Origin of the sequence: uncultured Mailhella sp. (assembly GCF_963931295.1) — a bacterium.
In the GTDB taxonomy this organism is placed as follows: Bacteria; Desulfobacterota; Desulfovibrionia; order Desulfovibrionales; family Desulfovibrionaceae; genus Mailhella.
On sequence record NZ_OZ007001.1, the window covers coordinates 633,752 to 656,545 of the forward strand.

Sequence of the window (22,794 nt, forward strand, 5' to 3'; positions counted from 1 at the left end):
CTTTCCTGCCTTTAAAAAAGTCGCCCCGCTCTTCGGGCTTCCTGTCAGGAGCAGGAGCCTTGGGAGCGGGGCTTGTTTCAAGGATGGCCACAGCCGCCCGCGTGGTGAGCGTCGGCCGGGCGGACGCGCCTAGCGACGGTAGTCACGCAGGAACGCGGCCAGCTTGTCCACCGCTTCTTCCAGAATGGAGATGCGCGGCAGATAGACGATACGGAAGTGGTCGGGCTTTTTCCAGTTGAAGCCTGAGCCGGGCACGAAGAGAATGCGCGTCTGGCGCAGGCAGTCCAGGGCGAACTGGGTATCGTCAACAATATTGTATCGTTCGGTGTCGATTTTGGGGAAGATGTAGAAGGCGGCCTTGGGCTTTTTGGCGGAGATGCCGGGCACGCTGTTGAGGGCCTCATAGATGAAGTTTCTCTGTTCGTAGATGCGGCCGCCGGGCACGATGTACTCGTTGACGCTCTGATAGCCGCCGAGGGCGGTCTGAATGATGGACTGTCCGGGCACGTTAGAGCACAGGCGCATGTTGGAGAGCATGTTGATGCCCGCGATGTAGTCGGCAGCCACGCTCTTGTTGCCGCTCAGGATCATCCAGCCCACGCGGAAGCCGCAGACCATGTGCGACTTGGAAAGGCCGCTGAAGGTCACGCAGAAGAGGTCGGGGGCGAGGGAGGCGATGGACACGTGCTTTTCGCCGTCCATGACGAGGCGGTCGTAGATTTCATCGGAAAAGATGATGAGCTCGTGGCGTCTGGCGATCTCCACGATGCGTTCGAGCACCTCCACGGGATAGAGCGCGCCGGTGGGGTTGTTGGGATTGATGATGACGAGGGCTTTGGTTCTGTCGGTGATCTTGCTTTCCATGTCGTCAAGATCGGGATACCAGTCGGATTCCTCGTCGCAGATGTAGTGAACGGCCTTGCCGCCGGCGAGGTTGGCGCAGGCGGTCCAGAGGGGATAGTCGGGCGAGGGAATGAGAATTTCGTCGCCGTTGTTGAGCAGGGCCTGCATGGAAAGCTGAATAAGTTCGCTCGCGCCGTTGCCCGTGTAGATATCCTTCATGGTGACGTTGGGGATATTCTTTATCTGGGCATACTGCATGATGGCCTTGCGGGCGGAGAAGATGCCGCGCGATTCGGAATAGCCCTGCGACTGCACGATGGAATCGCGCATGTCGAAAATCACTTCTTCGGGCGCGGAAAAGCCGAACGGGGCGGGGTTGCCGATGTTCAGCTTAAGAATTTTCATGCCGCTTTCTTCCATGCGGGCGGCTTCGTCCACGACAGGTCCGCGCACGTCGTAAAGAACGTTGTCGAGCTTGCTGGATTTTGAAAAAGTTCTCATCGTAGGGCTTTCTCCGGAGTGTTTTTTTTAGCGGCTGTCGTTCATGTGCCGACTGCACAATGCCGTCACAACGATAAACGTAGCACTATTCTCTGCGGACGCAAACAAAAACTCGGGCCTGTCGAAAAAAAATCGCAGGATTCCCCGCCCTTGCCGCCTTCCGGAGCCGGAAAGAGAACGGATGCGCTCCCGTCTCACGCGTATTCGTCGCCTGCGGAGCTCGCCCGGAACGGAAAAACGACGCTTTCCGGCGTTTCGGGCTTTGTTCGGCGTTTCAGGCGTCCTTTTGGACGCGAGCCAATCCGCCCCTCTTCTCCGGCGGACGTCCGCCGGACGCGTTGCCGCGCCCCAAGGGAAAAGCCTCTCATTTCTGTCCTGCTTAAGTTTGGCGCTTGCGTTTTCGTGCCCCCCGGGAAAAAGCCCGCGCAGTTTTTCAAAGCGTCTGCGCCGCAACGAAATGAGGATGTTCCGCGCGTCGCGACCGCATGTGACAGCGCAGCGGCCTCTCTTCCGCTGCGATTTTCCGCCGCAGACCGCCTGAAAAAAGTTTCTTTTTCCGCCGCTCTCTGCAGAAACCTTGTAAAACTCTTTTCCCGTATTGACCGAAATCCGGGAGTTTCGTATCCTGAAGCAAAGAACTGTCACCCTCTAGCGATGAAGGAGAACGTCCATATGCGGTACGTGTATCTGTTCCACGAAGGGAATGCACAGATGAAGAGTCTGCTGGGCGGCAAGGGAGCCAATCTGGCGGAAATGACCAATCTCGGCCTTCCCGTCCCCTACGGCATGACCATTTCCACCGACGCCTGCCGCGACTACTACGCTCACGGCGGAAAGCTGCCCGAAGGACTCGTGAACGAGGTCATGACCGCCCTCGCCAGGGTGGAAGAAAAAGTGGGCAAGCGCTTCGGCGACGAACACGACCCGCTCCTTCTTTCGGTGCGCTCCGGCGCCGTGTTCTCCATGCCCGGCATGATGGACACCATCCTCAACCTCGGCCTGAACAAGGTGACCTTCCCCGCGCTGGCGAGGCTCACGAACAATCAGTGGTTCGCCTGCGACACCTACCGTCGCTTCATTCAGATGTTCTCCGACGTGGTCATGGAAGTTCCCAAGGAAAAGTTCGAGCACATTCTCGCGGAACAGAAGGCCGCGCAGGGCGTCGAACTCGATCAGGAACTTTCCGTCGAATCGCTTGAAACCGTCATCGAACGCTACAAGGAACTCTATCGGCAGGAAGTGGGCGGCGATTTCCCCGAAAACGTGCATGAACAGCTTCTGCTCGCCATCGAGGCGGTGTTCCGCTCCTGGAACAATCACCGCGCCATCGTGTACCGCACCATCAACAAGATAGATCACAACCTCGGCACCGCCGTGAACATTCAGTCCATGGTGTTCGGCAACATGGGCGACAATTCCGGCAGCGGCGTGGCCTTCACCCGCAACCCCTCCACCGGCGAAAAGAAGCTCTACGGCGAATATCTGTTCAACGCCCAGGGCGAAGACGTGGTGGCCGGCGTGCGCACACCCAAGCCCATCGCCCGCCTTGCCGACGAAATGCCGGAAATCTACAATCAGTTCAGCAGCATCGCCGAAACCCTCGAAAAGCACTATCGCGACATGCAGGACATCGAGCTCACCATCGAACGCGGCAAGCTCTTCATCCTGCAGACCAGAAACGGCAAGCGCACCGCGCAGGCCGCCCTCAGAATCGCCTGCGAAATGGTGGACGAAGGCCTCATCGACAAGAAGGAAGCCATTCTCCGCATTGATCCCGAACACCTCGCCAACGTGCTCCACCGGCAGATCGACAGCTCGGCGAATCCGCACGTGCTGGCCACGGGTCTGGCCGCCTCGCCGGGTGCGGCGTTCGGTTCGGTGGTGTTCGACGCCAACGAGGCCGAACATCTCGGCCGCATGGGCGCCAAGGTGATACTCGTGCGCGTGGAAACCACTCCCGACGACATTCACGGCATCGTGCAGGCGCAGGGCATTCTCACGAGCCGCGGCGGCATGACCAGCCATGCGGCCGTGGTCACGCGCGGCATGGGCAAGCCGTGCGTGTGCGGCTGCGAAGCCGTCACCGTGGATTACGACGATCAGCAGTTCACCGTGGGCGACACCGTGGTGAAGAAGGGCGACCTCATCTCCATCGACGGCACCACCGGACGCGTCATTCTCGGAGCCGTACCCCTCAAGGATCCGGAACTCTCCCACGAGTACCAGACCATCCTGGGCTGGGCCGACGAGGTGCGCGATCTTCAGGTGCGCGCCAACGCCGATACCCCGGAAGACGCCGAAAAGTCCCGCCGCTTCGGCGCGGAAGGCATAGGACTCACCCGCACGGAACACATGTTCATGGCGCAGGAACGCCTGCCCTACGTGCAGAAGATGATCCTTGCCGAAACCACCGAAGAACGCACCGCCGCGCTCCTTCCCCTCCAGATCATGCAGGAAAACGACTTCTACGGCATTCTGAAGGCCATGAACGGCCTGCCCGTGTGCATCCGCCTGCTCGATCCGCCGCTGCACGAATTCCTGCCCAGCCTCGACAAGCTGCTCGTGGAAACCACCGAACTGCGCGTGCGCGGCGACAACCCCGACCTGCTCGCCGAAAAGGAACGCATCCTCGCCCAGGTCGAAAAGCTGCATGAAGTCAATCCCATGCTCGGCCACCGCGGCTGCCGCCTCGGCATCACCTACCCCGAAGTCTATGAAATGCAGATGTACGCCATCTTCAACGCGGCCTCCAGACTCGCGCGCGACGGCTACACCCCCCTGCCGGAAATCGAAATCCCGCTCACCATCAGCCTCGCCGAAATGGCCATGCTCAAGGAACGCTGCGACCGCATCGCCAAGGAATGCATGGAACTGCACAAGGTCGAATTCCCCTACCTGTGCGGCAGCATGATAGAACTGCCCCGGGCCGCCCTGCTCGCCGGAGAAATCGCCGAGGCCGCGGAATTCTTCAGCTTCGGCACCAACGACCTTACCCAGACCTGCTTCGGCTTCAGCCGCGACGACGCCGAAGGCAAGTTCCTCCCCGTGTACATCAACCAGCATATCCTCAAGGACAACCCCTTCGCCGTCCTCGACCGCAAGGGCGTGGGCAGACTCATGGAAATCGCCATCGACGAAGGCCGTAAGACCAGACCCGGCCTCATGATCGGCATCTGCGGCGAACACGGCGGCGACCCGAGCTCCGTCGAATTCTGCCACCAGGCAGGCCTCGACCTCGTCAGCTGCTCCCCCTACCGCATACCCATCGCCCGCCTCGCCGCCGCCCAGGCCGCCCTCAAGTTCCCCAGGAACAAGGAATAACCCCTGAATAGTCACTGCCAACGGAGGCCGCCCCAGAGGTCGCAGAGGAACCCTCGGGCGGCCTCAACACGTTCAGGAAAAAGGCAGGAAAGGCATGCGGGGGAAATAATTCCCCCCGCGCCCCCCTGGTTCCGCCTCAGGCTTCGCCCTCGGCGGGCGGGAGTGCAGGGGCAGGGCGAGTTGCCGAAAATGGCGGGATGGCGGAAAGGCTGGGACTGCGGGGAGCGGGTGTGCCTGGCGAACGCTGTTCGGGCTGCGGGCTCAGTGCAGGTGTGTCCTGTCGGACCCACCTGCGGTGGCCGACTCCTGTCCGACAACAGTCGGACAGTCGTGTCAAAGGACGGGATTTCCAGATAGTTGGGGAGAACACCGAGGAGCAATAGAGACTTCATCAATCATGATGAAGCTGCGATGGTGATGGAAAAACACCAATGAAGGAACGCGTTTTGCGTCTCTGCCGGAAATGGAAATCCGCCCCCGCGTTCAATTAATCCTCCCCCTGTTCTCCCCCCCATAAAAATTAAAAAGTTTTGAAAGGAGAGATGGGGGCGCGGGGGAAGAGAGGGAAAATTTTTCAAAATTTTCCCTCTCTTCCCCCGCATTCCTCCCTTCCCTCCCCCCTTTCTGCCTTCTTCTTTACTTCGGTTTTAGCGGCTGGTATTCTTGCCGGGGCTGAGGGGGCGGCGGCGCTCTCTTTTTTTTGAAGACTGCAAACGTTTGGGAGCGACCATGCTGCTTTCCTCCATTGTGAAGGGGTACAGGAAGATCAGGGTACTTTGTATCGGCGATGTGATGCTCGATCATTTTCTTTACGGGAAGGTTGAGCGTATTTCGCCGGAAGCGCCTGTACCCGTTTTCAATTTTCAGAGCGAGAAGAAGATGCTCGGCGGAGCGGGCAACGTGGTGGCCAATCTGCACAGTCTGGGCTGCTCGGCGGACATCATCTGCTTCATCGGCGACGACGAGGCGGGGCGGCAGGTGCATGCGCTTTTGGAGCAGGTATGCGATCATGTGGCCGCGCTGGTGATTCCCGGATTTCCCACCATTGAAAAAACGCGCGTGATTGCGGGCAACAATCATCTGCTGCGCATTGACAACGAGCGTCGTTTCCAGTGCGACGACGAGATTCTCGGCTCGAAGCTTGAAGAGCGCGTGCGGGAAGCGGACATCGTGCTGCTTTCCGACTATGCCAAGGGGCTGCTTTCCCCGGAGCGTTGTCAGCGTGTGGTGAAGGCGTGTGTGGAAGCGCAAAAGTCCGTCATTGTTGATCCCAAGGGCGACGATTACTCAAAGTACGCCGGGGCCACGGTGGTGAAGCCCAATCTTAAGGAATTCAATCAGGCCACGGGCCTGAGCTGTCATCCCTCCGAGCCGGATTTTCAGGACAGGCTGCGCGAAGGGGCGACCCGGCTTTTTGAGCGCTACGGCATACGGAATCTGCTGGTCACGCTGAGCGAATACGGCATGGCCTTCGTTTCGGCGGAGCATCCCGACGACGTGTTCCGTATTCCCACCGAGGCGCGGGAAGTGTTCGACGTTTCGGGCGCGGGCGACACGTCGCTCGCAACGTTCGGGGCGTCGCTGGCGGCCGGAGCCGACATTCAGGACGCCATGAAGCTGGCCAACATTGCGTCCGGGGTGGCGGTAGGCAAGCTCGGCACCTCCTGCGTGACCGCGCAGGAAATTCTCGACGCGCTTTCGCGGCGGCGCTCTTCAACGGGGCTCGGCTGGAAGCAGAAGAACAAGATCGTGAGTCGGCGCGAGGCCGCGGCCATTGCGGCGCAGTGTCGCGAACAGGGCAAAAAGGTGGGCTTCACCAACGGCTGTTTCGATCTGCTGCATCAGGGGCATCTGCATTCTCTCATGCAGGCGCGCTCGCAGTGCGACGTGCTCATGGTGGGCCTGAACACCGATGCCTCGATCAAGCGGCTCAAGGGGCCGGAACGTCCGATTCAGGACGAAAAGACCCGCGCCCTGCTGCTCGCCTCACTGGAATTTGTGGATTTCGTCATCATGTTCGACGACGACACCGCCCTGCCCCTTGTGGACGCCATTCGTCCCGACGTCATTCTCAAGGAAGGCTACACCATCGACCGCTGGCCCGAGGCGCAGCTTGTGGAAAGCTACGGCGGCAAGGCCGTCACGCTCTCGCGGCTCGACGGCTACTCCACCACGCAGACCATTGCGCGGATGAAGGGCTGAGACGCCTGAAATCACGGAGCCGGACGCGAAATGCGTCCGGCTTTTTTGTTGATGCAGGGCGTTTGCCGCCTGCGGGAGCGCAGAACCTCAGAACGGCCCGGCCATGCGCACCGACGTATTGATGAGACGGGTGCGACGCAGGGAAAATTCCCTCTGCCAGTAAGCGTCGGGCAGAAAATCCGGCGACGCGTTGCGCCGCACGGCCTCGGCCGTGGACAGATGCTCAAACAGCTCCACCGCGCTGCGGAAGGTCTGCCGTTCCGAGCTTTCAAACTCCAGTCTCGGCCGATCCAGAACATATTCCTCACCGCTCCGGGCAAAGGCCCGAAAATCTTCATCGACAAGCAGCAGCGCGGCAGCCGCGGAAGCGCGCGTCTGAAGCGCCGCCGAGCCAGACACCCGCGCAAGTTCGCGGAAGAAGCCCGGAACCTCGTCCAGCGTCCGCCACTGCCGCGACGAGAGCATCATCGGGCGCAGGCTGCCCGTCATCACGGGATCCACGCCGTTCCACCACAGGCGGCAGAACGGAAACGCCGCGGCAAAGCTCTTCATCACGCTGCGGGCCTGTTCCGGGGTCATCTGCCCGCAGGGCAGCGGCATGGAAAACACGCCGTCCGGCGTCAGATGCGCGGCCGCGTTCCGGAAAAATTCCACCGTGTAGAACACCGCCCCGCGGTAGCCGAAATACGGCGGCGTGGGCTCCGCAAGAATGAGATCCCAGCGCTCGGCGCTCTGACGCAGGAATCGAAAGGCGTCCTCAAAGTGAAAACGCACCCGCGCGTCGTCCTGCCAGCGGGCGTTGTCGTGAAAATATTTCAGGGCGAGCTCGACGTTTTCCCGGGAAATGTCCACCATGTCGAAGCGCTTCGCCTGCGGCAGCATGCCTGCCGCCACGGTGGAAAGTCCGCCGCCGAAGCACAGCGAAAGCACGCGCTGCGGCGCGCTCTCCGCGGCAAGCAGCGGCACGAAGCCTTCCGTGCGGAAGCTCGCCGAACGGTCGCGGCTGATGATAACGCGGCCGGAAAACAGAAAGCGCTCTCCGCCCGGCAGTTCCGCCGCCCAAGAATCGCCGTAACGCCCTTCACGAACGTCGAGAACGCGCGCCATGGACGCCCACGGCCCGAGATCCTCCCGAAGCTTGGCTTCCAGCGCGGCGCGCGCCAGATCGGGCGAAAACACGCCGCACGTCACGCACAGAAGCGCCGCCGCCGTTCCCGCCGCACAGGCGCAGATGCCGCCCCGGCGCGACATCCAGAGTCCGCACGCTGCGGCAAGATACGCGGCAAAGAACGCCCCGAGCAGGCTCAGCGACACGGTGATTCCCAGCCGGGGAAACAGCGCCGCGGGGAAAATCAGCGCGCCGGCCACGGAGCCCAGCGTATTGCACGCCAGAAGACGGCCCGTATTGCGCGAAATCAGGCGGCGTCGGCTCAGCGACGCAAAAAAGGCGGGCATGCTCACGCTGAAGAAAAACGCGGGAAGCCCCGCAAACAGCAGAAGGAAGAGGAGCTGCGGCCCGGGCGTCACATCGAGGCGGACGACGTCGGCATAGCGGCGCAGCATGACTGTTGTTCCGAGCGCGGCGAGCACTGCGGCCGCAGCCGTGGCGGAGGCGAACAGCGGCAGAGCTCTTCTGCGTCGAAGCAGGGTTCCGAAGGCGAGATCGCCCGCGCCGGAAGCAAAAATGATCGCCGCCGTCACGCCGGAATACAGCAGCGACGTGTCGCGGAAAAACAGGCCCAGCCAGCGCAGCGCGCACGCCTCCCAGCCCATGAACACCAGCCCGGAAAGAAAGGCCGCCGCATACAGCATGCGCGGCGCGCCCGCCTCCTGCGCCCGCTCCGGAACTTCCACGGCAAACGGACGCCGCGCAAACGCGAGCACGACCGCGCCGAGGGCCAGATTGCACGCCGCCGTCACGCCGTGCGTGAGGGCCACCCCGAAAAAGCGGATGCCGAGCGCTCCCGCAAGGAGCGATCCCGCGCACGCGCCGAGCGTGTTCACGCCGTACATCCACGCGAGCCCGTGCCCCTCCCCCGAGCGCGTGGCAAAGCAGGGAGCCAGCACGGGCAGCACGCAGCCCATGGGCAGCGAGGCAAGCAGCATGAGCAGCGCCGCCCCCGCATGGGCGAGAGCGGGCGAACGCAGCGCGTCCAGCGCGTCATGAGCAGGCGGCACCAGAAACGCCAGCGCGGAAATCAGCACTTCCAGCAGACCGTACAGCCGCAGCGGCGGCACGCCGCCTTCCGCCAGTCTGCCGCCCAGACGGCTTCCCAGCGCCAGCCCGAGAAAGAACATGGACGTCACAAACGACACCGAAAGCAGCGTCGAGCCCAGCGTGAGGCTGAACAGCCGTATCCACACCATCTGATAAATCAGACTGCAGCAGCCCGAGCAGAAGCAGAAAAACAGAACGGCGATCCGGCGTCCGTCCATGCGCGCCTCGTTCATAACTCTCTCCGAAATGCGGCGCCGGAAGGAGAGCGCCCCGAAGGACGCTCCCCTTCACGGCTTGCCGCCGCGCGTCAATACCGCTTGAAGGTGGTGAACTCCTCGCCGGACATGTCCACTTCGTGGTCGCCCTTGATGGAGTCGTCGTAGATGAAGGGATCTTCGTATTCCACGGGCGTTTCCCTGGGAGCCTGCACCTGCTTGATGTAGCTGTAGGGATAACGATAGGCGCGATACACCGAATTGGTGGGACGGGCCTTCTTGTCGGCTCTCTGGAGCTCTTCGGCCACAAAGCCGCTCACCATGCCGTACCACATGTAGGGAGTCACGTATTCCCACACGGTTTCGAGTTCGGGAGTCACTTCAAAAATGCGGCCGCCGTCGCCTTCGCAGATGAGCGTGTTGCCGTTGGGCAGGCGCTGCGCGGAACTGATGGTGGCGCTGAAGAAGTAATGCGAAAGCGAATGCGTGGGACCGTAGCCGAGCGCCTGGCCGGAATATTCCCATACCTTCTTGCCGGTGACGGGATCGAATTCAATGACTTCGGAATACGGCAGACCGTTGTTGAACACCATGATGTTGCCCTCGCCGGGAACGCCGCGGGGAATCATGTGCGCGTGATGGATCATGCCGCCGGCAAACAGTCCGCGATAGCCGCCTTCCTCCAGCTTCATGCCGAGGTGACGGAGCGGATCGTCCTTGCCGTAGTTCGGGCCCACCTGCCACACGGGCTTGCCGGTCTTGTGATCGAGAATGTAGATCACCGACTGGCCGTCGTCGCAGATGATGTTCTCGGGATGAAAACGCTGATCGCCCGCGTCATACCACTTGTTCGGGCCGAGCCAGGAGGCCGCGTTCTGGAAGTTCGCTATGCCCTTCATGTCGGCGGCGTGATCCATGTAGTTCCATGACCACACGGTGTTTCCGTCCTTGTCCACGATGACGAGCGCGGCGCTGTCCTGCCCGTTCACTTCCTTGTGGCACTGAATGAGGGTGCGTCCGCCTTCCTTGGGCATGGACGTGGGCGTGTAGTACACGGCCATGCCCTCGCGCTGAAGATCATGATGCTGCTGCGCGCTCCACATGGTCTTCTGACCCCTGGCCTTCAAATCGGGCGTCGCCTCGATTTCCACGCCCTTGTCCCATTCCCACACGATCTTGTCGTCCCAGGTCTTTTCCACCACGGCGGATCCCTCAAGAAGACGGCCCGTCCACTTGTCGGGATCGTAGAGCACCTTTTCGGCAAGAAGATTGCCGTTCGGCAGAAGCTGGGCGGGCTGCCCTTCCACGCGCATCCACTTGTTGACCACGTTGCCGTTCATGTCGATGAGCGGCAGACCGTGCGGCGTGGCGCGCAGCACGCAAAGAAGCGTGTAGCCGTTGTAGGCCTTCTCAGGATTGTAAATGGTCACGCCGGTGGGAAACACCGTGGGCGCGGCCGCGGCCGTTCCGGCCACGCCCAGCGCGAGCGTCAGCGCAAGCGCGCAGCTCTTCAGTCTGTTCATACTCTCCTACCTTTCGTCATCGGGGCGCTCTGTCCCGGAACGCCGCCGTTGTTCCTGCATGGGGACATCCATTCCTGTGCAAGAGACATGCCAGTTCGTGATATTTTTCATAATTTCAGCGCCATAGCCATATCTGCGCCTTTCGCTTCAAAATTTTTTGTTGAAATATCAAGAATCAGCATGATAGTTCAAGTCATTCCATGAAATATCGATATTCAGAAGTCACAGGAGGCGGCATGAACGTCGACGGCTTTTCTCCCGAATTCTTTCTCCACGCCACCGGCATCATCTGCGGTTCCACGGACATGCACCGCATGCTGCACGATCTGCTTGCCTATCTGTCCGGATGTCTGCCTCTGGACGCCCTGGCCCTCAGCCGCTTTGAAGAAGACAAATCCGCCGTGCACCGCTTTGCGCTCTGCCACAGAAACGGCGCGGAAGAAGGCGAATCGCTGGAAAAAATTCCCGACGGCGCGCTGCAGTTCGCCTGCGAAGTCATCCATTCCGGCAAGCGCTGCGTGCTCACCGAATCCGCCGCCGACAATCCCGTGCGCTCCCACATGCACGACTGCGGCCGTTCCCGCTTTCAGTCGGCCGTGGTGCTGCATCTGCATCGGGAGGGGCGCTACTGCGGCTCCGTGGACATGTTTTCCGAGCAGGCTCGGGCCTTTTCGGAACACGACGCCCGGGTGCTGGAACAGCTGTCCACGCCGTTCACGCTTTTTCTGACCCGCTACCTCGACGAACGCTCCGGCAGGCTCCGCGACGCGGTCAGGGAAACGCCGCCCTTTCCCATGGTGGGCGCAAGCGCAGCCTTCCGCCGGGTCTGCGAAATGGCGCGCGACGTGGCTCCCACCGTCACGCCGGTGCTCATCACCGGGGAAACCGGAACCGGAAAGGAAGTGATGGCCGATTACATCCGTCATCTTTCCGACCGCGCAAACGCCCCCTACATCAAGGTGAACTGCGCGGCCATTCCCCCCGATCTTCTGGAAAACGAATTCTTCGGACACGAGGCCAACGCCTTCACGGGCGCAGGTCGCCTGCAGAAGGGGCGCTTTGAACGCGCAGGCGGCGGCACGCTCTTTCTCGACGAAATAGGCGAACTTACGCCGGGAGCGCAGGCCAAGCTGCTGCGCGTGCTGGAATACAAGGACATGGAACGCCTCGGCGGCAGCGACAGCATTCATCTCGACATCCGCATTCTTGCGGCCACGAACCGCGATCTGGCCGAGCGGGTGCGCGAGGGACAGTTCCGCAGGGACTTGTACTATCGCCTCAATGTGTTTCCGCTGCACCTGCCGCCGCTGCGGGAACGTCGGCAGGACATTCCGGCGCTGGTGCGCTTTCTTTTGCGGAAAAAGAAGAACGAGCTGGGGCTCGCCCTCATGCCGGAACCCTCGGCGGACGATCTGCGCGAGCTTGCGGGCCGAGAGTGGCCGGGCAACATCCGCGAGCTTTCCAATCTGGTGGAACGGGCGCTCATTCTGGCCCAGCGCACGGGAGAGCTGCACTTTGCCCCGGAAGAAGACGCGCCGTGCGAAACGCCGCTTCCGTGCCGTACTGCGCCGACGAAATCGGCCCCCTCTGCGCTCTTCCCCGCAGACGCCCCCGTGATTCCGCTCCGGGACATGGAAAAGGCCTATATTCTTCATGCGCTCCGCAGGGCAAACGGCAAGCTCACGGGCAAGAACAGCGCCGCCGAGATGCTGGACATCAACGGCGGCACGCTGCGCAGCCGCATGGTCAGGCTCGGCCTGGATCCGAAAAAGCGCGCGGACTGAGCTCCGCCCACCCCCGCATGTGCCGACGCGCGTTGCAGGCGCAAGCGAGACGGCGCGCTTCGCCGTGCGCTCCCCCGGACGCCCGCGCTCCGCATCACGCACGTTCGGAGAGGCCCGGCACTCTGTACTTTTATGCACAAGTGTACCAACTTGCCCGAAATGGCTGCGGCGCAGCGGCTTCCTCTCTTGCTGGCGCGGCCTGTTGCGCTGCACTTCTGCTAAGTCGCGTGAAAAATTTGTTCTTTTACAGTAAAAAGCCCTCTGAAAAAAAATGTCTCCCCGTGTTTGACAATTTTTGAAAACCTATTAGTCTGAAAAAAATCGTCTTCCCGGATCGTCTTCTCCTCCGCTTCGCGCGGAACATCGGAGACCGTCCGTCCGCACCCGCGGCAACGGACGCATCCGACTTTCGGAGGGGCGTTGTTATCTCCTTTTCGGGAGGTAAGTCATCCCGGGCAGATGTCCGCCGGTTTTTTCTCTCTCCTTGTACGGTACAGGGCCAGAATCCGCGCGGCAACGTTTTTCCCCTGTCCCGCCATGGATCGGCTGCTGCTCACTCTGACCATCATTTTCGTCAGCCTCATTGCCGGATACGCCTTCCGGCAGTGGGTGAGCTCCGGCTCGTCCCCGATGAGCGAGACCGCCTTCTCCGCCCTGCGCCTTCTCATGCAGAAGGTGTCCATGTTCGGGCTCATTCCCCTCTCCGCCATGCTCTCCCTGTGGGGCCTGCCTTCTCCCGATCCGCGCCTGCTCTGTCTGCCCGCCCTCGGGCTGGCCGCCTGGGTCTCGGGCGGCGCGCTCGCCCTGCTCTTCTCCCGCGCCATGCGCCTCGACAGGCCCCGCACCGGCAGCATGTACTGCTGCGGCACCTTCACCAACATCGGCGCCGTGGGCTCGCTCGTGGCCGTCATGCAGTTCGGCGAGCAGGCCATCGCCATGGCCTCCCTCTACCGCCTCTGCGAGGAAATGTTCTACTTCGGCGTGGCCGTGCCCGTGTCCCGCAGCTTCGGCTCCGATTCCGGCAGCACGCGCTCCCGCCGCTTCCGTCTCGATCCCGTGCTGATCGCCATCGTGACCGCCCTCGCCCTCGGCCTCTTCCTCAATCTCGCCGGGGTGCGTCGTCCCGCGGCGCTCGGCACGGTGTCCACCGCGGCCATGATCGCCGCCACCGTGGGCTTCCTTCTCTCCATAGGCATGGGACTGCGTCTTTCGCGCATGAGCATGTATGTGCGCGAATCCGCCGTCATATCTCTCATCAAATTTGCGTTCGTGCCCGTCATCGTCACCTCGCTGGCCGCCCTGGCCGGTCTCGGCGACGTGGACGGCGGCATTCCCCTCAAGGTGACCGCCATCCTTTCCGCCATGCCCGTGGCCATGAACGCGCTCATTCCTCCGTCGCTGTTCCGTCTGGACCTCGACCTGGCCAATGCCTGCTGGGTGTTCACCACGCTCGAACTCGTGCTGGTGCTGCCCATCCTCATTATTATCCTGCCGCTGCTGTAGGCGGCTCAACCGTACTTCCGCCCCAGTACCCGGGCGGGAGTACTCTCCCTGCTTACGGGTGCAACGTGACTTCGCGTCACCGAGAATATATCCTGAGGAGGATTTTATGAATCGTCTGTTCCGTACCGCCCTCATGGCCGCCGTGTGCGTGGGTCTGCTCTCCGCTCCGGCCTTCGCCGCCTACAAAAAGGAATACAAGCTGAGCGTGGTGCCCGCCGCCACCTCCGGCTGGGGCCTTTCCGCAACCTACTTCGCCGATCTCGTCAAGGAGCGCACCAACGGCCGCATCAACATCAAGGTGTACCCCGGCGCTCAGCTCATGGCCGGCAAGCAGACTTCCGAACTGCTGCTCGTGCGCCGCGGCGCCATCGACTTCGCCCTCGCCTCCACCATCAACTGGTCGCCCCAGGTGCAGGAACTCAACCTCACCGCCCTGCCCTTCTTCGTGGCCAACAATCCCGACCGCTACAAGGCCATGGACGCCATTGAAGCCGGCGAGTCCGGCAAGATGCTCGTCGCCGCCGTGGAAAAGACCGGCGTGAAGTTCATCGGCTGGGGCGAAAACGGCTTCCGCGAACTTACCACCAGCAAGGGCCCCATCAATCATCCTTCCGACATGAAGGGCATGAAGCTGCGCGTGTGCGGCACGCCCATCTTCGCCGACATCTTCACCGCTCTCGGCGCGAATCCGCAGGCCATCAACTGGTCCGAGGCCGTGACCGGCTTCCAGCAGGGCATCGTGGACGGTCAGGAAAACCCCACCAACGGCATCAACATCACGCTCCAGATCTGGACCTGGCACAAGTATCACACCGACTGGCACTACATGATCGATCCGCTGCTGCTCACCTCCAACGCCAAGGTGTGGAAGTCCTTCTCCAAGGAAGATCAGGCCATCCTCATGGAATGCGCCAAGGAAATGGAAAAGTACAGCAAGGCTCTCTCCCGCCTCGGCTTCGACGACGGTTCCTCCCTCGCCTTCCTCCAGAGCATAAACAAGGTGCCCGCCGTGACCGATCCCTTCAAGACCATGGAAGAACACGGCATGAACATCGTGAAGTTCACGCCTGAACAGGTCAGGGAATTCTACGACGCCACCAAGAGCGTGCGCGACAAGTGGACCAAGGAAGTCGGCCCCGAACTCGTGAAGGCCGCCGAGGCCGACATGAAGGCCGCTCAGTAAAACAACATGTTCCGGGAGCGGCCGGGCCGCTCCCGTCTTTTCATCATCGGGGATTCTCACTATGTGGAACTTTCTGAACGCACGCTTCGAGGAACTGCTCGGAGCCGTACTGCTGGCCGTGATGGCGTGCATATCGTTCATCAACGTGATCGTGCGCTACTGCACCAATTTTTCGTTTTCCTCGTCGGAAGAGCTCACCGTCAACCTCTTCGTGTGGATAGTGCTGCTGGGAACCTCCCGCGCCTTCCGCGAAGGCGGGAACTTCAGCATGAATCTGCTCTACGACGCCATGCCCCGCCCCCTCAGAAAGCTCCTCTACATTTTCGGCACGCTGTGCAGCATCGCGTTCTTCGCCGCCCTCTGCTGGCAGGGATACATTGAAGTCAAGGACGAAATCGAACTCGAAGTGATTTCCGAATCGCTGGCCATTCCGGTCTGGATCTACACCATCGCCACGCCGCTCTTTTCCGCCCTCATCATCGTGCGCATTCTCCAGAAGCTCTGGGAAGACTTCCGTTCCAGAAACTACTAGTCCCCCGCAAGGACCCTGATCCGCACGTCAAACCGCTTGCTTCAAACGCCTTCCGCGTCTTTGAAGTCTGGAGAATTTTGCATGGATACCTCACTTTTTCACGATCCGGCCTTCTGGCTTCTCGTCACCTTCATCGTTCCGCTCATCTTCCGCGTGCCCATAGCCATCTCTCTCGGCGTTTCCGCCATCTTCGTCGGCTGGTGGTGGGACATGGGCATCGACATGCTCTCCTACAACTTCTTTGCCGGCATCGCCAAGGTGCCGCTGCTCGCCATTCCGTTCTTCATTCTCGCGGGCTTCATCATGGAACGCGCGGGCATCGCGGCCCGCATCGTCATGCTCGTGGAAACCCTCGTCGGCAACATGACCGGCGGCCTCGCCGTCGCCACCGTGGGCGTCGCCACCTTCTGGGGCGCCGTCAGCGGCTCCGGCCCCGCCACCGTGGCCGCCCTCGGCCTCATCCTCATTCCCGCCATGGTCAAGAGCGGCTACGACAAGCCCTTCGCCGCCGCCACCGTGTCCGTCACTTCCGGCCTTGCCATCGTCATTCCGCCGAGCATCGCGTTCATCGTGTACGGCGGCATTGCCGACGTCTCCGTGCCCGCCCTCTTTGCCGCAGGCTTCATTCCCGGCGTGGTGGTCGCCATCTTCCTCATGGCCTCCGTGCTCATCACCTCCAGAAAGAAGGGTTATCGCGGCAAACCGCGCTCCATGCCCGTGTCCAGGGCCCTGCGCGAAGCCTTCTGGGGCGTCATGACCCCGGTCGTCATTCTCGGCGGCATCTACGGCGGCGTGTTCACCCCCACCGAAGCCGCCGCCGTGGCCATCTTCTACGGCCTGTTCGTGGGCGTGTTCATCTACCGCACCATCAACAAGCTCTCCATCCTTGTGGACGTGCTCGTGGAATCCGTGAAGGCCACCGCCGTCATCATGTTCGTGGTCACCTGCGCAGGTCTCTACGCCTGGGTCGCCAGCACCGTGGGACTCGTGGAGCGCGGCGCTTCCGTGCTGCTCTCCCTCTCCGACAACCCCATCGTGCTGCTCCTGCTCATCAACGTGATCCTCTTCATCGCGGGCATGCTGCTCGACGCCATTTCCATCTACTACGTGCTGCTGCCCTTCCTGCTGCCCATCATGGCTCATTTCGGCTGGGATCCCGTGTGGTTCGGCGTCATGATGACCATCAACCTCGCCCTCGGTCAGGTCACGCCGCCCGTGGCCGTGAACCTCTACGTGGGCGCAAAAATCAGCAACCTCACCATGGAAGAAATCACGCCGCCCGTGCTGCCCATGCTCCTTGCGTCCGTGCTGGCCCTCGTGGTCATCGTGCTCTTCCCCGACATCACCCTCTTCCTGCCGCGCCTGCTCGGCATGTAACCATCCCGGCTCCGCATTTCGGGGCCGGAAGCCTTCGGCTCGTCTAAGAAAGAAAAAAGGCCGCCCGGCAACGGACGGCCTCTTTTCATGCCTCAAAGAGGGCTATACCTTTCCCAGAAAATCACGCTGGAAAAAGCCGAAATGCAGGTGATGGAACAGGGAGTCGCGATCGACGCCCCGCACCTCGGCCTTCATGGCGTCCAGCACGGCGGCGTCTTTCCAGTCGTCCACCACGCGGCCGCGCCGGGCAAGATCCTCGGCCACGGACTTCGCATCCCTGAGGCGCGCTGCGGCGGCGTCCAGCGCCTCGTCATCGAGGCAGTCCCGAAGGCTCATGCGGTAGGCGTTCTCATCCAGCAGACGGAGCTTTTCATAAGTTTCCCTGTCGATGAACGACGGCCGGAACAGCTGATTGAAGCCCAGATGCCTGCGCATGACGCCGAGCTGATCCTCATTGAGCGTGCTGCCGTCCACCACCACGGAAAGATGAACTCCCGCGCCGGAAAGCTGCGCCTGAAGCGCCGGATTCCCGGCAATGTTCACCTGCGTCGCGTCGTCGGGAAGATCGGGCATGAAGATGCGCAGAATCCGCTTCTGATCGTCGCTGAGGGCAGATGCGTCCACCATGACCGGCAGAGGTCCGGCATGCGCGGCCTCAAGCGCCTGCCGAAGTTCGTCCCTGCCGGCAATGTCCACCTTCGCCACGCCCACCTTGCGCGCGCCGAAGCTCGCATCGTTGTCGATGCCCGTCACCTTCACCGCGCCGGTTTCGGGATTGATGTCCACAAGATAGTTCTGATAATGACGGTCCGCCTGACCGGAAAGCGCGTCCGCCCATTCCAGCCTGTTCAGCTCGCGCATGAGATTGGCCCGCATGTCGTCGAGCAGGCCTTTCTTTCTGAGTCCGCTCACGACCTGCCCAAGCGTCAGCTTGTTGCCCCGGCCGTCGGGCACGCACGGACGCCCCGTCATGAGGTCGCAGGCCGTGCTGCCCGGAGCCTTCTCCATGAACAGTCCCACGCGCCCGTCGTACACGCCTATGCGGGAGCGGGCCACGGCGTCGCCGCAACCTGCGGCATCGGCGCTGCGGCTGGCCGCCACGTTGATCTGCATGACGCGCGCCCCGGCCCGGTAGCCGAGCCGGTACACGGTGAGATCGGGAAAGCCCTGCCGCGCGGCCGTTTCCGGCTTGAACACCAAAGGCACGTCTTCGCCGTTCTCGCTGCGGTACACGCACAGCGTCACGGTGTTGGCCGCGCCGTGCCCCAGCACTTTGGCGCTCTTCAGCGTGTCGCTGCCGGCCTTCATTTCAAGCTGATCAGTCGGAATGCCCCGCAGCGACGCCTCAAGAAGCGTGGAAATAGCCACGTTGTGCTCGAAGGCCGCGGCAATGTATTCGCCGCGCAGCACGGCGCGATCGGCTGCCGTGCCCGCATACATGGCGGCAATTTCCTCCGCCTGCGCCTCGACAATGGGCTGACGGGTCGAGAGCGTGCCGGCAAATTTTTCCAGAAACGCCGCGCCCGCGCCCTCGCAGAAGTCGCTGCTGCGGGCTGCGGCAAACAGATTGACCGCCTCCCGGACCGAAATGGAAACGCCGCACCTTCCGAGAAAGTTGCGCAGGGCAACGCTGTTCGACAATCCGCCGCTGCCTGCGAGGTACAGAGCGTAGAGCAGCGTGGAATTCTTGTCCGTGCTGCCGGAACGAAGCCGCCGCCACGCCTGCATCAGCCCGCTTCTGACTCTGTCCGGCGAGGACGCGCCCGCCTGAACGTCCCCTTTCAGGGCCCTGAGATCGGCATTGTACCGGGCAAGGCCGCCGGCGACATCCATCAGCGCGTTCCGCAGTCTGGTCAGGCCGGTCTTCGAGGCCAGGGCGCGGCACATGTCGGGATCAATGACGGGCATGAGCTCGTCCACGGCCTTCACGACCTCCCCGTGCAGCGAACAGCCGGACAAATTTCCGAGCCTGACGGCGCAGCGGTCCAAAAGATCGTTCAGGCCTGCGTGCAGACTCCTGTCCTCCACGCTCATGCCGTCGGTGTTCAGCAGCGCCACCGCGGCCCGCGCCCTGTCGAGCACGTCCCTCACATCGGCGGCCTCGCGGCGGAACTGCTGTTCCGACATGCCCGCGCCCTGCTGCTCCAGCCTGTCGAGCGCGTCGAAAAGTTCCCTCATCTGCCCGGCCACGCGCCTTTGCAGCGTGCGCTCGTGCATGCCGGGCGCAAGCGCCTTCATGCCGCCGGAAACGGTCATGTCGCCCATGTCCGCCATACGGTCCCGCATGTTCGCGCGCACGACCTGCTGCTCGGCGGAAAGCCCTTCCCCGCTTCCGCCCGCAAGCTGGAGCGACGCCACAAGATTCAGCGCCTCCGAGGCCCGGTACTGGGTGGATTGCAGCAGCGAAGAAAGCAGCGCGGAATCGTTCCCCGACGCCTCCATGAAGCGGCGCACCTCGCCGTAGAGCGCGTTCTGCGCCTTCGTGTACGCCGAAAGCCTGTTCAGCAGCGCCTCGGGAAGCGGCACCCCGGCAAAGGAGCGGGCCGGAATGCCCGCCAGAGCCGCGGCCGCCTTGTCGCAGGCCCGGGCCGCATCCATGAGGCGGCCGTGCGTGCGCCGCAGGCCGCTGAAAAGCCCCGGACGCGGAATATTCCGGGCAAGCTCGGCGTACACCGAACCGGTCAGACAGGGCAGATTGCCCGACGCGCGCCCGAGCAGCCTGTCGAGGCGCTTCTGCGCGCCCTGAAGCTGCACCGCCACCGGCATGGCGGCAGGCCGCGCCGCCTCCGGGCGGATTTCCTGTTCCACGGCGGGAGACGTCGCAACGGCATGGCTGCCGCTGACGGAAGGTTCCGGCAGATCCGATATCAAAGGAGTATGAAGAGGATTATGAACCTGACTCATGTGCTTCTCCCCCGCTAAACCCGCATCCACATGCTGAAGGGCACGCTTTCTTCGCAGCGCATGTCCCCGGTTTCCAGACAGTCCAGAAGACCGTCCACGTCGTCGCCTCCGCGCTCCGCGCCTTCGCCCGTGAGCGACCAGCGGCAGCCCAGATCGTTCACGAACACGCGCAGCTCTCCGCTCCCGGGCCTGCTTTGCAGGCAGACTTCCGCCAGACGAAAGGCAGCCTCAAGATCTTCCCGCTCCTCCGCAGGATCGCCGAAGGCCCGGTTCCAAGGCAGACTCACGCCGAACCGAAACGAGCCCTCCTTCAGCAGAAAAAGCACGCGCATCCCCTGAAGGCCGCCTCCCGCAAGCCCGAAGCCCACGTATCCGCCTTCGTAAAAAGGAACGTCCCCGTCGGAAGAAGGCGCGGAGGCCGCCGCCTCTTCGGAACCGCCGACGTTTGCGCCCGCCCGGGCGTCTTCGTCCTCGCCGGAGTCCGAAACGGCGTCCGAAGCCTCGGCCTCCGAGCTCTCCTGCCGACCGCTCCAGGCGTCGAGCACGGCGTCCATGTCTCCGGGCAGCACGGGAACAAAGGACACGGGACGCATGTCCGTGGCAAAAAAGTTGTCATCCGTTCGATCCAGCACGTCCAGGGCCGACAGTGGCACCGGCGGACAGGGAATATCGTTGTCTTTCAGAAATTCCGTCAACCCCTCGGGAAGACGTACCGCTTCGCGTTCAGACATGCAGGCCTCCTCATGACGCCAAAGTTGGCGGCGCGCCGGAAAAAACGCTCCGTATGAAGGATAAAGCAAAAATCGTGCCGCAAGACAACGATAGACGCAGCCGCTCTCTTCGGCAATCCCCGCGCCGTGCCCCCGGGCCCCGGCCGCCCCTCACTTCGGCCCGTCCCGGCCGCCCCGCCTTTCCGCCCTTGCCCTCGCTTCGACAGCCCGGATAAAACCGGTTCCAGATTCCCCCGCTCCTCATTTCGGCAGGCCCGCATTTCGTCCGCTCAGCGCCGGGCGTCCCCGCGCCGACAATTCCCTCCCCGATGCGGCCCCCGGCTCTTTCCGGCTCTCAGCTTTGCGCGGCCACCGGGCAACATCCGCCCTTGCCCCATCGCGTCCGCTCCCGCCCGGCGTCCCGGCTCCGACCCGAATCAAAACGCCGCCCGAAATCCCCGCCGAAACCACGCCGATCAACGCCCCGAAACGTCCGCCGCCCGGCGCAGCGCTCCTTGAACACTTCCGGCGCATACAAAAAAGCCGCATTCGCCCCCTCCCGGGCGCAAAACACGCTCTTTCTCCGGCTCTTGCCCGCTTCCGTCGTTTCCCGACTGCAAAAATCTGCGGTTCCGGGCCACACTGCTGTGGATTGATTATAAGAATCTCTTTGACTTTCCCCGCAATTTCGGATGTCCAATAGGACATATCTTTCGTTAAAAAATTCTCTCCTGCGCTCCGGCTCCGCGCCGGAACCTCGGCGGACGTCCGCCAAGGGACCGAAGCCGCGTCGGAGCGGCGTTGTCGGCGTCTCTCCGGAAAGATGCATCGGAAAAACGTTCGTGGTCAGGGGCTCGGACGTTCGGCGTCTTTCAGGCCAGCCGACAGCCGGGCTCAACATCCGCCCGTCCCCGGCGGGCGCTTCCGCCCGGAAAATTTTTCTGGAGTTTCCTGTCGATGTCTTCTCATCCACCCTCCGAGCTCGCTCACGCCGCCCCTTCGGGGGAAAGCGGCTCCCGGATTTCCCGTCTGCTGCGCATCGTGCAGGCCATCCGTCAGGATCCGCATCGACCCCTCAGCGCGCTCCAGGCCGAGCTCGGCATCGGCAGAAGTCAGTTCTACAAGGACAAGGCCGCCCTCGCCGAAGCCGGATTCCGCTTCAGCTACAGCAAGAAGAACGGCTTCCGCATTCTGGAAGACGCTCTCGTGCCGAACATCGACCTGAGCCTCTCCAACCGGCTCATTCTCATGCTGGCGCTCGAACAGCTCTGCCTCACCGGCGACGGCATGCTCGCCTCCCTCGCCGTGGACGCCGGGCGCAAGCTGGCGGGCGGCATGCCCGCGCCCTTCCGGGAACAGATGCTCTCCACCTTCGACCGCAGCTTTCCCCGCTGGAAGAACCATCGGCCGCCGGAAACGCTTTCCCTGCTGCTGGAAGCCGTAAGTCAGGGCAGGAGAATCCGCATTCTGTACGCCGCAAGCAGCGCCTGGGACTCCCGCTGGCGGGAAATAGATCCCCGGCATCTGTACCTGCGTCAGCGCGCGCTGTACCTGTACGCCCGCACCGTGGACGAATCGCCCTTTCAATGGCAGGGCTTCCGCGTGAGCCGCATCCGCAAGGTGGAAGACACCGGCATGCGCCTGTTCTGGCCCGCCGACGCCGACGACGGCTTCCGCCATCAGCAACCCGCCCCCGGCGACGACAACGGATATCCGGTGACCATCCGCTTCACCGGTCAGGCCTCCCATTATATCCGGGAAAAGGTGTGGCGGGAGAGCCGGAACATGGAACAGACCGGTCCGGAAGAAATTCTGTTCACCGTGCGCGTGTCGGATCCGCAGGAAGTGGTGCGCTGGGCCCGCGTGTTCGGCGACGAGGCCGAAGTCATGGAATGCGGCGAACATGAGCCCTGCCCGCCTTCCGACCTCTCCTAGCCGACCCGCCGCCCGAACAGCGGTCTGCCCTTCGACCTCGTTC

At 62.5% G+C, this 22,794-nt stretch carries 13 protein-coding genes; 8 read left to right on the plus strand and 5 right to left on the minus strand.

What is annotated here, in order from left to right; genetic code table 11:
• Nucleotides 1–129: 129 nt before the first annotated feature.
• A complete protein-coding gene (locus ABGT79_RS02500) occupies nucleotides 130–1,344 on the minus strand; it encodes an aminotransferase class I/II-fold pyridoxal phosphate-dependent enzyme (protein WP_346664865.1) in 1,215 nt (404 codons plus the stop codon).
• A 672-nt stretch (nucleotides 1,345–2,016) separates the two neighbouring features.
• Here ABGT79_RS02500 and ppdK point away from each other — a divergent pair.
• Together ppdK and ABGT79_RS02510 are read left to right on the plus strand one after the other, a co-directional pair.
• On the plus strand, nucleotides 2,017–4,665 hold the full coding sequence (gene ppdK / locus ABGT79_RS02505; protein ID WP_346664866.1) for a pyruvate, phosphate dikinase: 2,649 nt from the start codon (nucleotides 2,017–2,019) through the stop codon (nucleotides 4,663–4,665).
• Between the two features lie 729 nt (nucleotides 4,666–5,394).
• Nucleotides 5,395–6,867, plus strand: a complete 1,473-nt coding sequence (locus ABGT79_RS02510; protein WP_346664867.1) for a bifunctional heptose 7-phosphate kinase/heptose 1-phosphate adenyltransferase — start codon at nucleotides 5,395–5,397, stop codon at nucleotides 6,865–6,867.
• 87 nt (nucleotides 6,868–6,954) lie between these two features.
• Here the strand turns inward: ABGT79_RS02510 and ABGT79_RS02515 are convergent, their stop codons facing one another.
• A complete protein-coding gene (locus tag ABGT79_RS02515) occupies nucleotides 6,955–9,318 on the minus strand; it encodes a hypothetical protein (protein ID WP_346664868.1) in 2,364 nt (787 codons plus the stop codon).
• Nucleotides 9,319–9,392: 74 nt separating this feature from the next.
• Nucleotides 9,393–10,823, minus strand: coding sequence for a thioredoxin (locus tag ABGT79_RS02520; RefSeq protein WP_346664869.1), 1,431 nt, complete (start codon nucleotides 10,821–10,823; stop codon nucleotides 9,393–9,395).
• A gap of 236 nt (nucleotides 10,824–11,059) precedes the next feature.
• On the opposite strand from ABGT79_RS02520, the gene ABGT79_RS02525 reads away from it, so the two are divergent.
• The 5 genes from ABGT79_RS02525 to ABGT79_RS02545 all read left to right on the plus strand — a co-directional run bounded on the left by ABGT79_RS02525 (nucleotide 11,060) and on the right by ABGT79_RS02545 (nucleotide 17,202).
• On the plus strand, nucleotides 11,060–12,607 hold the full coding sequence (locus ABGT79_RS02525) for a sigma-54-dependent Fis family transcriptional regulator (RefSeq protein WP_346664870.1): 1,548 nt from the start codon (nucleotides 11,060–11,062) through the stop codon (nucleotides 12,605–12,607).
• 537 nt (nucleotides 12,608–13,144) lie between these two features.
• The gene (locus tag ABGT79_RS02530; protein ID WP_346664871.1) at nucleotides 13,145–14,110 is read left to right on the plus strand and encodes a hypothetical protein; all 966 of its coding nucleotides are present in this window, start codon (nucleotides 13,145–13,147) and stop codon (nucleotides 14,108–14,110) included.
• Nucleotides 14,111–14,216: 106 nt separating this feature from the next.
• Nucleotides 14,217–15,293, plus strand: a complete 1,077-nt coding sequence (dctP, locus tag ABGT79_RS02535; RefSeq protein ID WP_346664872.1) for a TRAP transporter substrate-binding protein DctP — start codon at nucleotides 14,217–14,219, stop codon at nucleotides 15,291–15,293.
• A 61-nt stretch (nucleotides 15,294–15,354) separates the two neighbouring features.
• The gene (locus tag ABGT79_RS02540) at nucleotides 15,355–15,825 is read left to right on the plus strand and encodes a TRAP transporter small permease (protein WP_346664873.1); all 471 of its coding nucleotides are present in this window, start codon (nucleotides 15,355–15,357) and stop codon (nucleotides 15,823–15,825) included.
• A gap of 81 nt (nucleotides 15,826–15,906) precedes the next feature.
• Entirely contained in the window at nucleotides 15,907–17,202 is a 1,296-nt protein-coding gene (locus ABGT79_RS02545; RefSeq protein WP_346664874.1) for a TRAP transporter large permease, read from the plus strand.
• 102 nt (nucleotides 17,203–17,304) lie between these two features.
• Here the strand turns inward: ABGT79_RS02545 and ABGT79_RS02550 are convergent, their stop codons facing one another.
• Together ABGT79_RS02550 and ABGT79_RS02555 are read right to left on the minus strand one after the other, a co-directional pair.
• Entirely contained in the window at nucleotides 17,305–20,106 is a 2,802-nt protein-coding gene (locus ABGT79_RS02550) for a hypothetical protein (RefSeq protein ID WP_346664875.1), read from the minus strand.
• A gap of 14 nt (nucleotides 20,107–20,120) precedes the next feature.
• Nucleotides 20,121–20,837: a hypothetical protein gene (locus ABGT79_RS02555; protein WP_346664876.1), complete on the minus strand. Its 717-nt coding sequence runs from the start codon at nucleotides 20,835–20,837 to the stop codon at nucleotides 20,121–20,123.
• A gap of 936 nt (nucleotides 20,838–21,773) precedes the next feature.
• On the opposite strand from ABGT79_RS02555, the gene ABGT79_RS02560 reads away from it, so the two are divergent.
• Nucleotides 21,774–22,751 carry a WYL domain-containing protein gene (locus ABGT79_RS02560; protein ID WP_346664877.1) on the plus strand — a complete coding sequence of 326 codons (978 nt, stop codon included), beginning with the start codon at nucleotides 21,774–21,776 and terminating at the stop codon, nucleotides 22,749–22,751.
• Nucleotides 22,752–22,794 lie beyond the last annotated feature (43 nt).

What these genes read in the sequence shown, in the direction of transcription:
- ABGT79_RS02500 (WP_346664865.1), bottom strand. Translation starts at nt 1,344, where the DNA reads ATGAGAACTTTTTCAAAATCCAGCAAGCTCGACAACGTTCTTTACGAC.
- ppdK (WP_346664866.1), top strand. Translation starts at nt 2,017, where the DNA reads ATGCGGTACGTGTATCTGTTCCACGAAGGGAATGCACAGATGAAGAGT.
- ABGT79_RS02510 (WP_346664867.1), top strand. Translation starts at nt 5,395, where the DNA reads ATGCTGCTTTCCTCCATTGTGAAGGGGTACAGGAAGATCAGGGTACTT.
- ABGT79_RS02515 (WP_346664868.1), bottom strand. Translation starts at nt 9,318, where the DNA reads ATGAACGAGGCGCGCATGGACGGACGCCGGATCGCCGTTCTGTTTTTC.
- ABGT79_RS02520 (WP_346664869.1), bottom strand. Translation starts at nt 10,823, where the DNA reads ATGAACAGACTGAAGAGCTGCGCGCTTGCGCTGACGCTCGCGCTGGGC.
- ABGT79_RS02525 (WP_346664870.1), top strand. Translation starts at nt 11,060, where the DNA reads ATGAACGTCGACGGCTTTTCTCCCGAATTCTTTCTCCACGCCACCGGC.
- ABGT79_RS02530 (WP_346664871.1), top strand. Translation starts at nt 13,145, where the DNA reads ATGGATCGGCTGCTGCTCACTCTGACCATCATTTTCGTCAGCCTCATT.
- dctP (WP_346664872.1), top strand. Translation starts at nt 14,217, where the DNA reads ATGAATCGTCTGTTCCGTACCGCCCTCATGGCCGCCGTGTGCGTGGGT.
- ABGT79_RS02540 (WP_346664873.1), top strand. Translation starts at nt 15,355, where the DNA reads ATGTGGAACTTTCTGAACGCACGCTTCGAGGAACTGCTCGGAGCCGTA.
- ABGT79_RS02545 (WP_346664874.1), top strand. Translation starts at nt 15,907, where the DNA reads ATGGATACCTCACTTTTTCACGATCCGGCCTTCTGGCTTCTCGTCACC.
- ABGT79_RS02550 (WP_346664875.1), bottom strand. Translation starts at nt 20,106, where the DNA reads ATGAGTCAGGTTCATAATCCTCTTCATACTCCTTTGATATCGGATCTG.
- ABGT79_RS02555 (WP_346664876.1), bottom strand. Translation starts at nt 20,837, where the DNA reads ATGTCTGAACGCGAAGCGGTACGTCTTCCCGAGGGGTTGACGGAATTT.
- ABGT79_RS02560 (WP_346664877.1), top strand. Translation starts at nt 21,774, where the DNA reads ATGTCTTCTCATCCACCCTCCGAGCTCGCTCACGCCGCCCCTTCGGGG.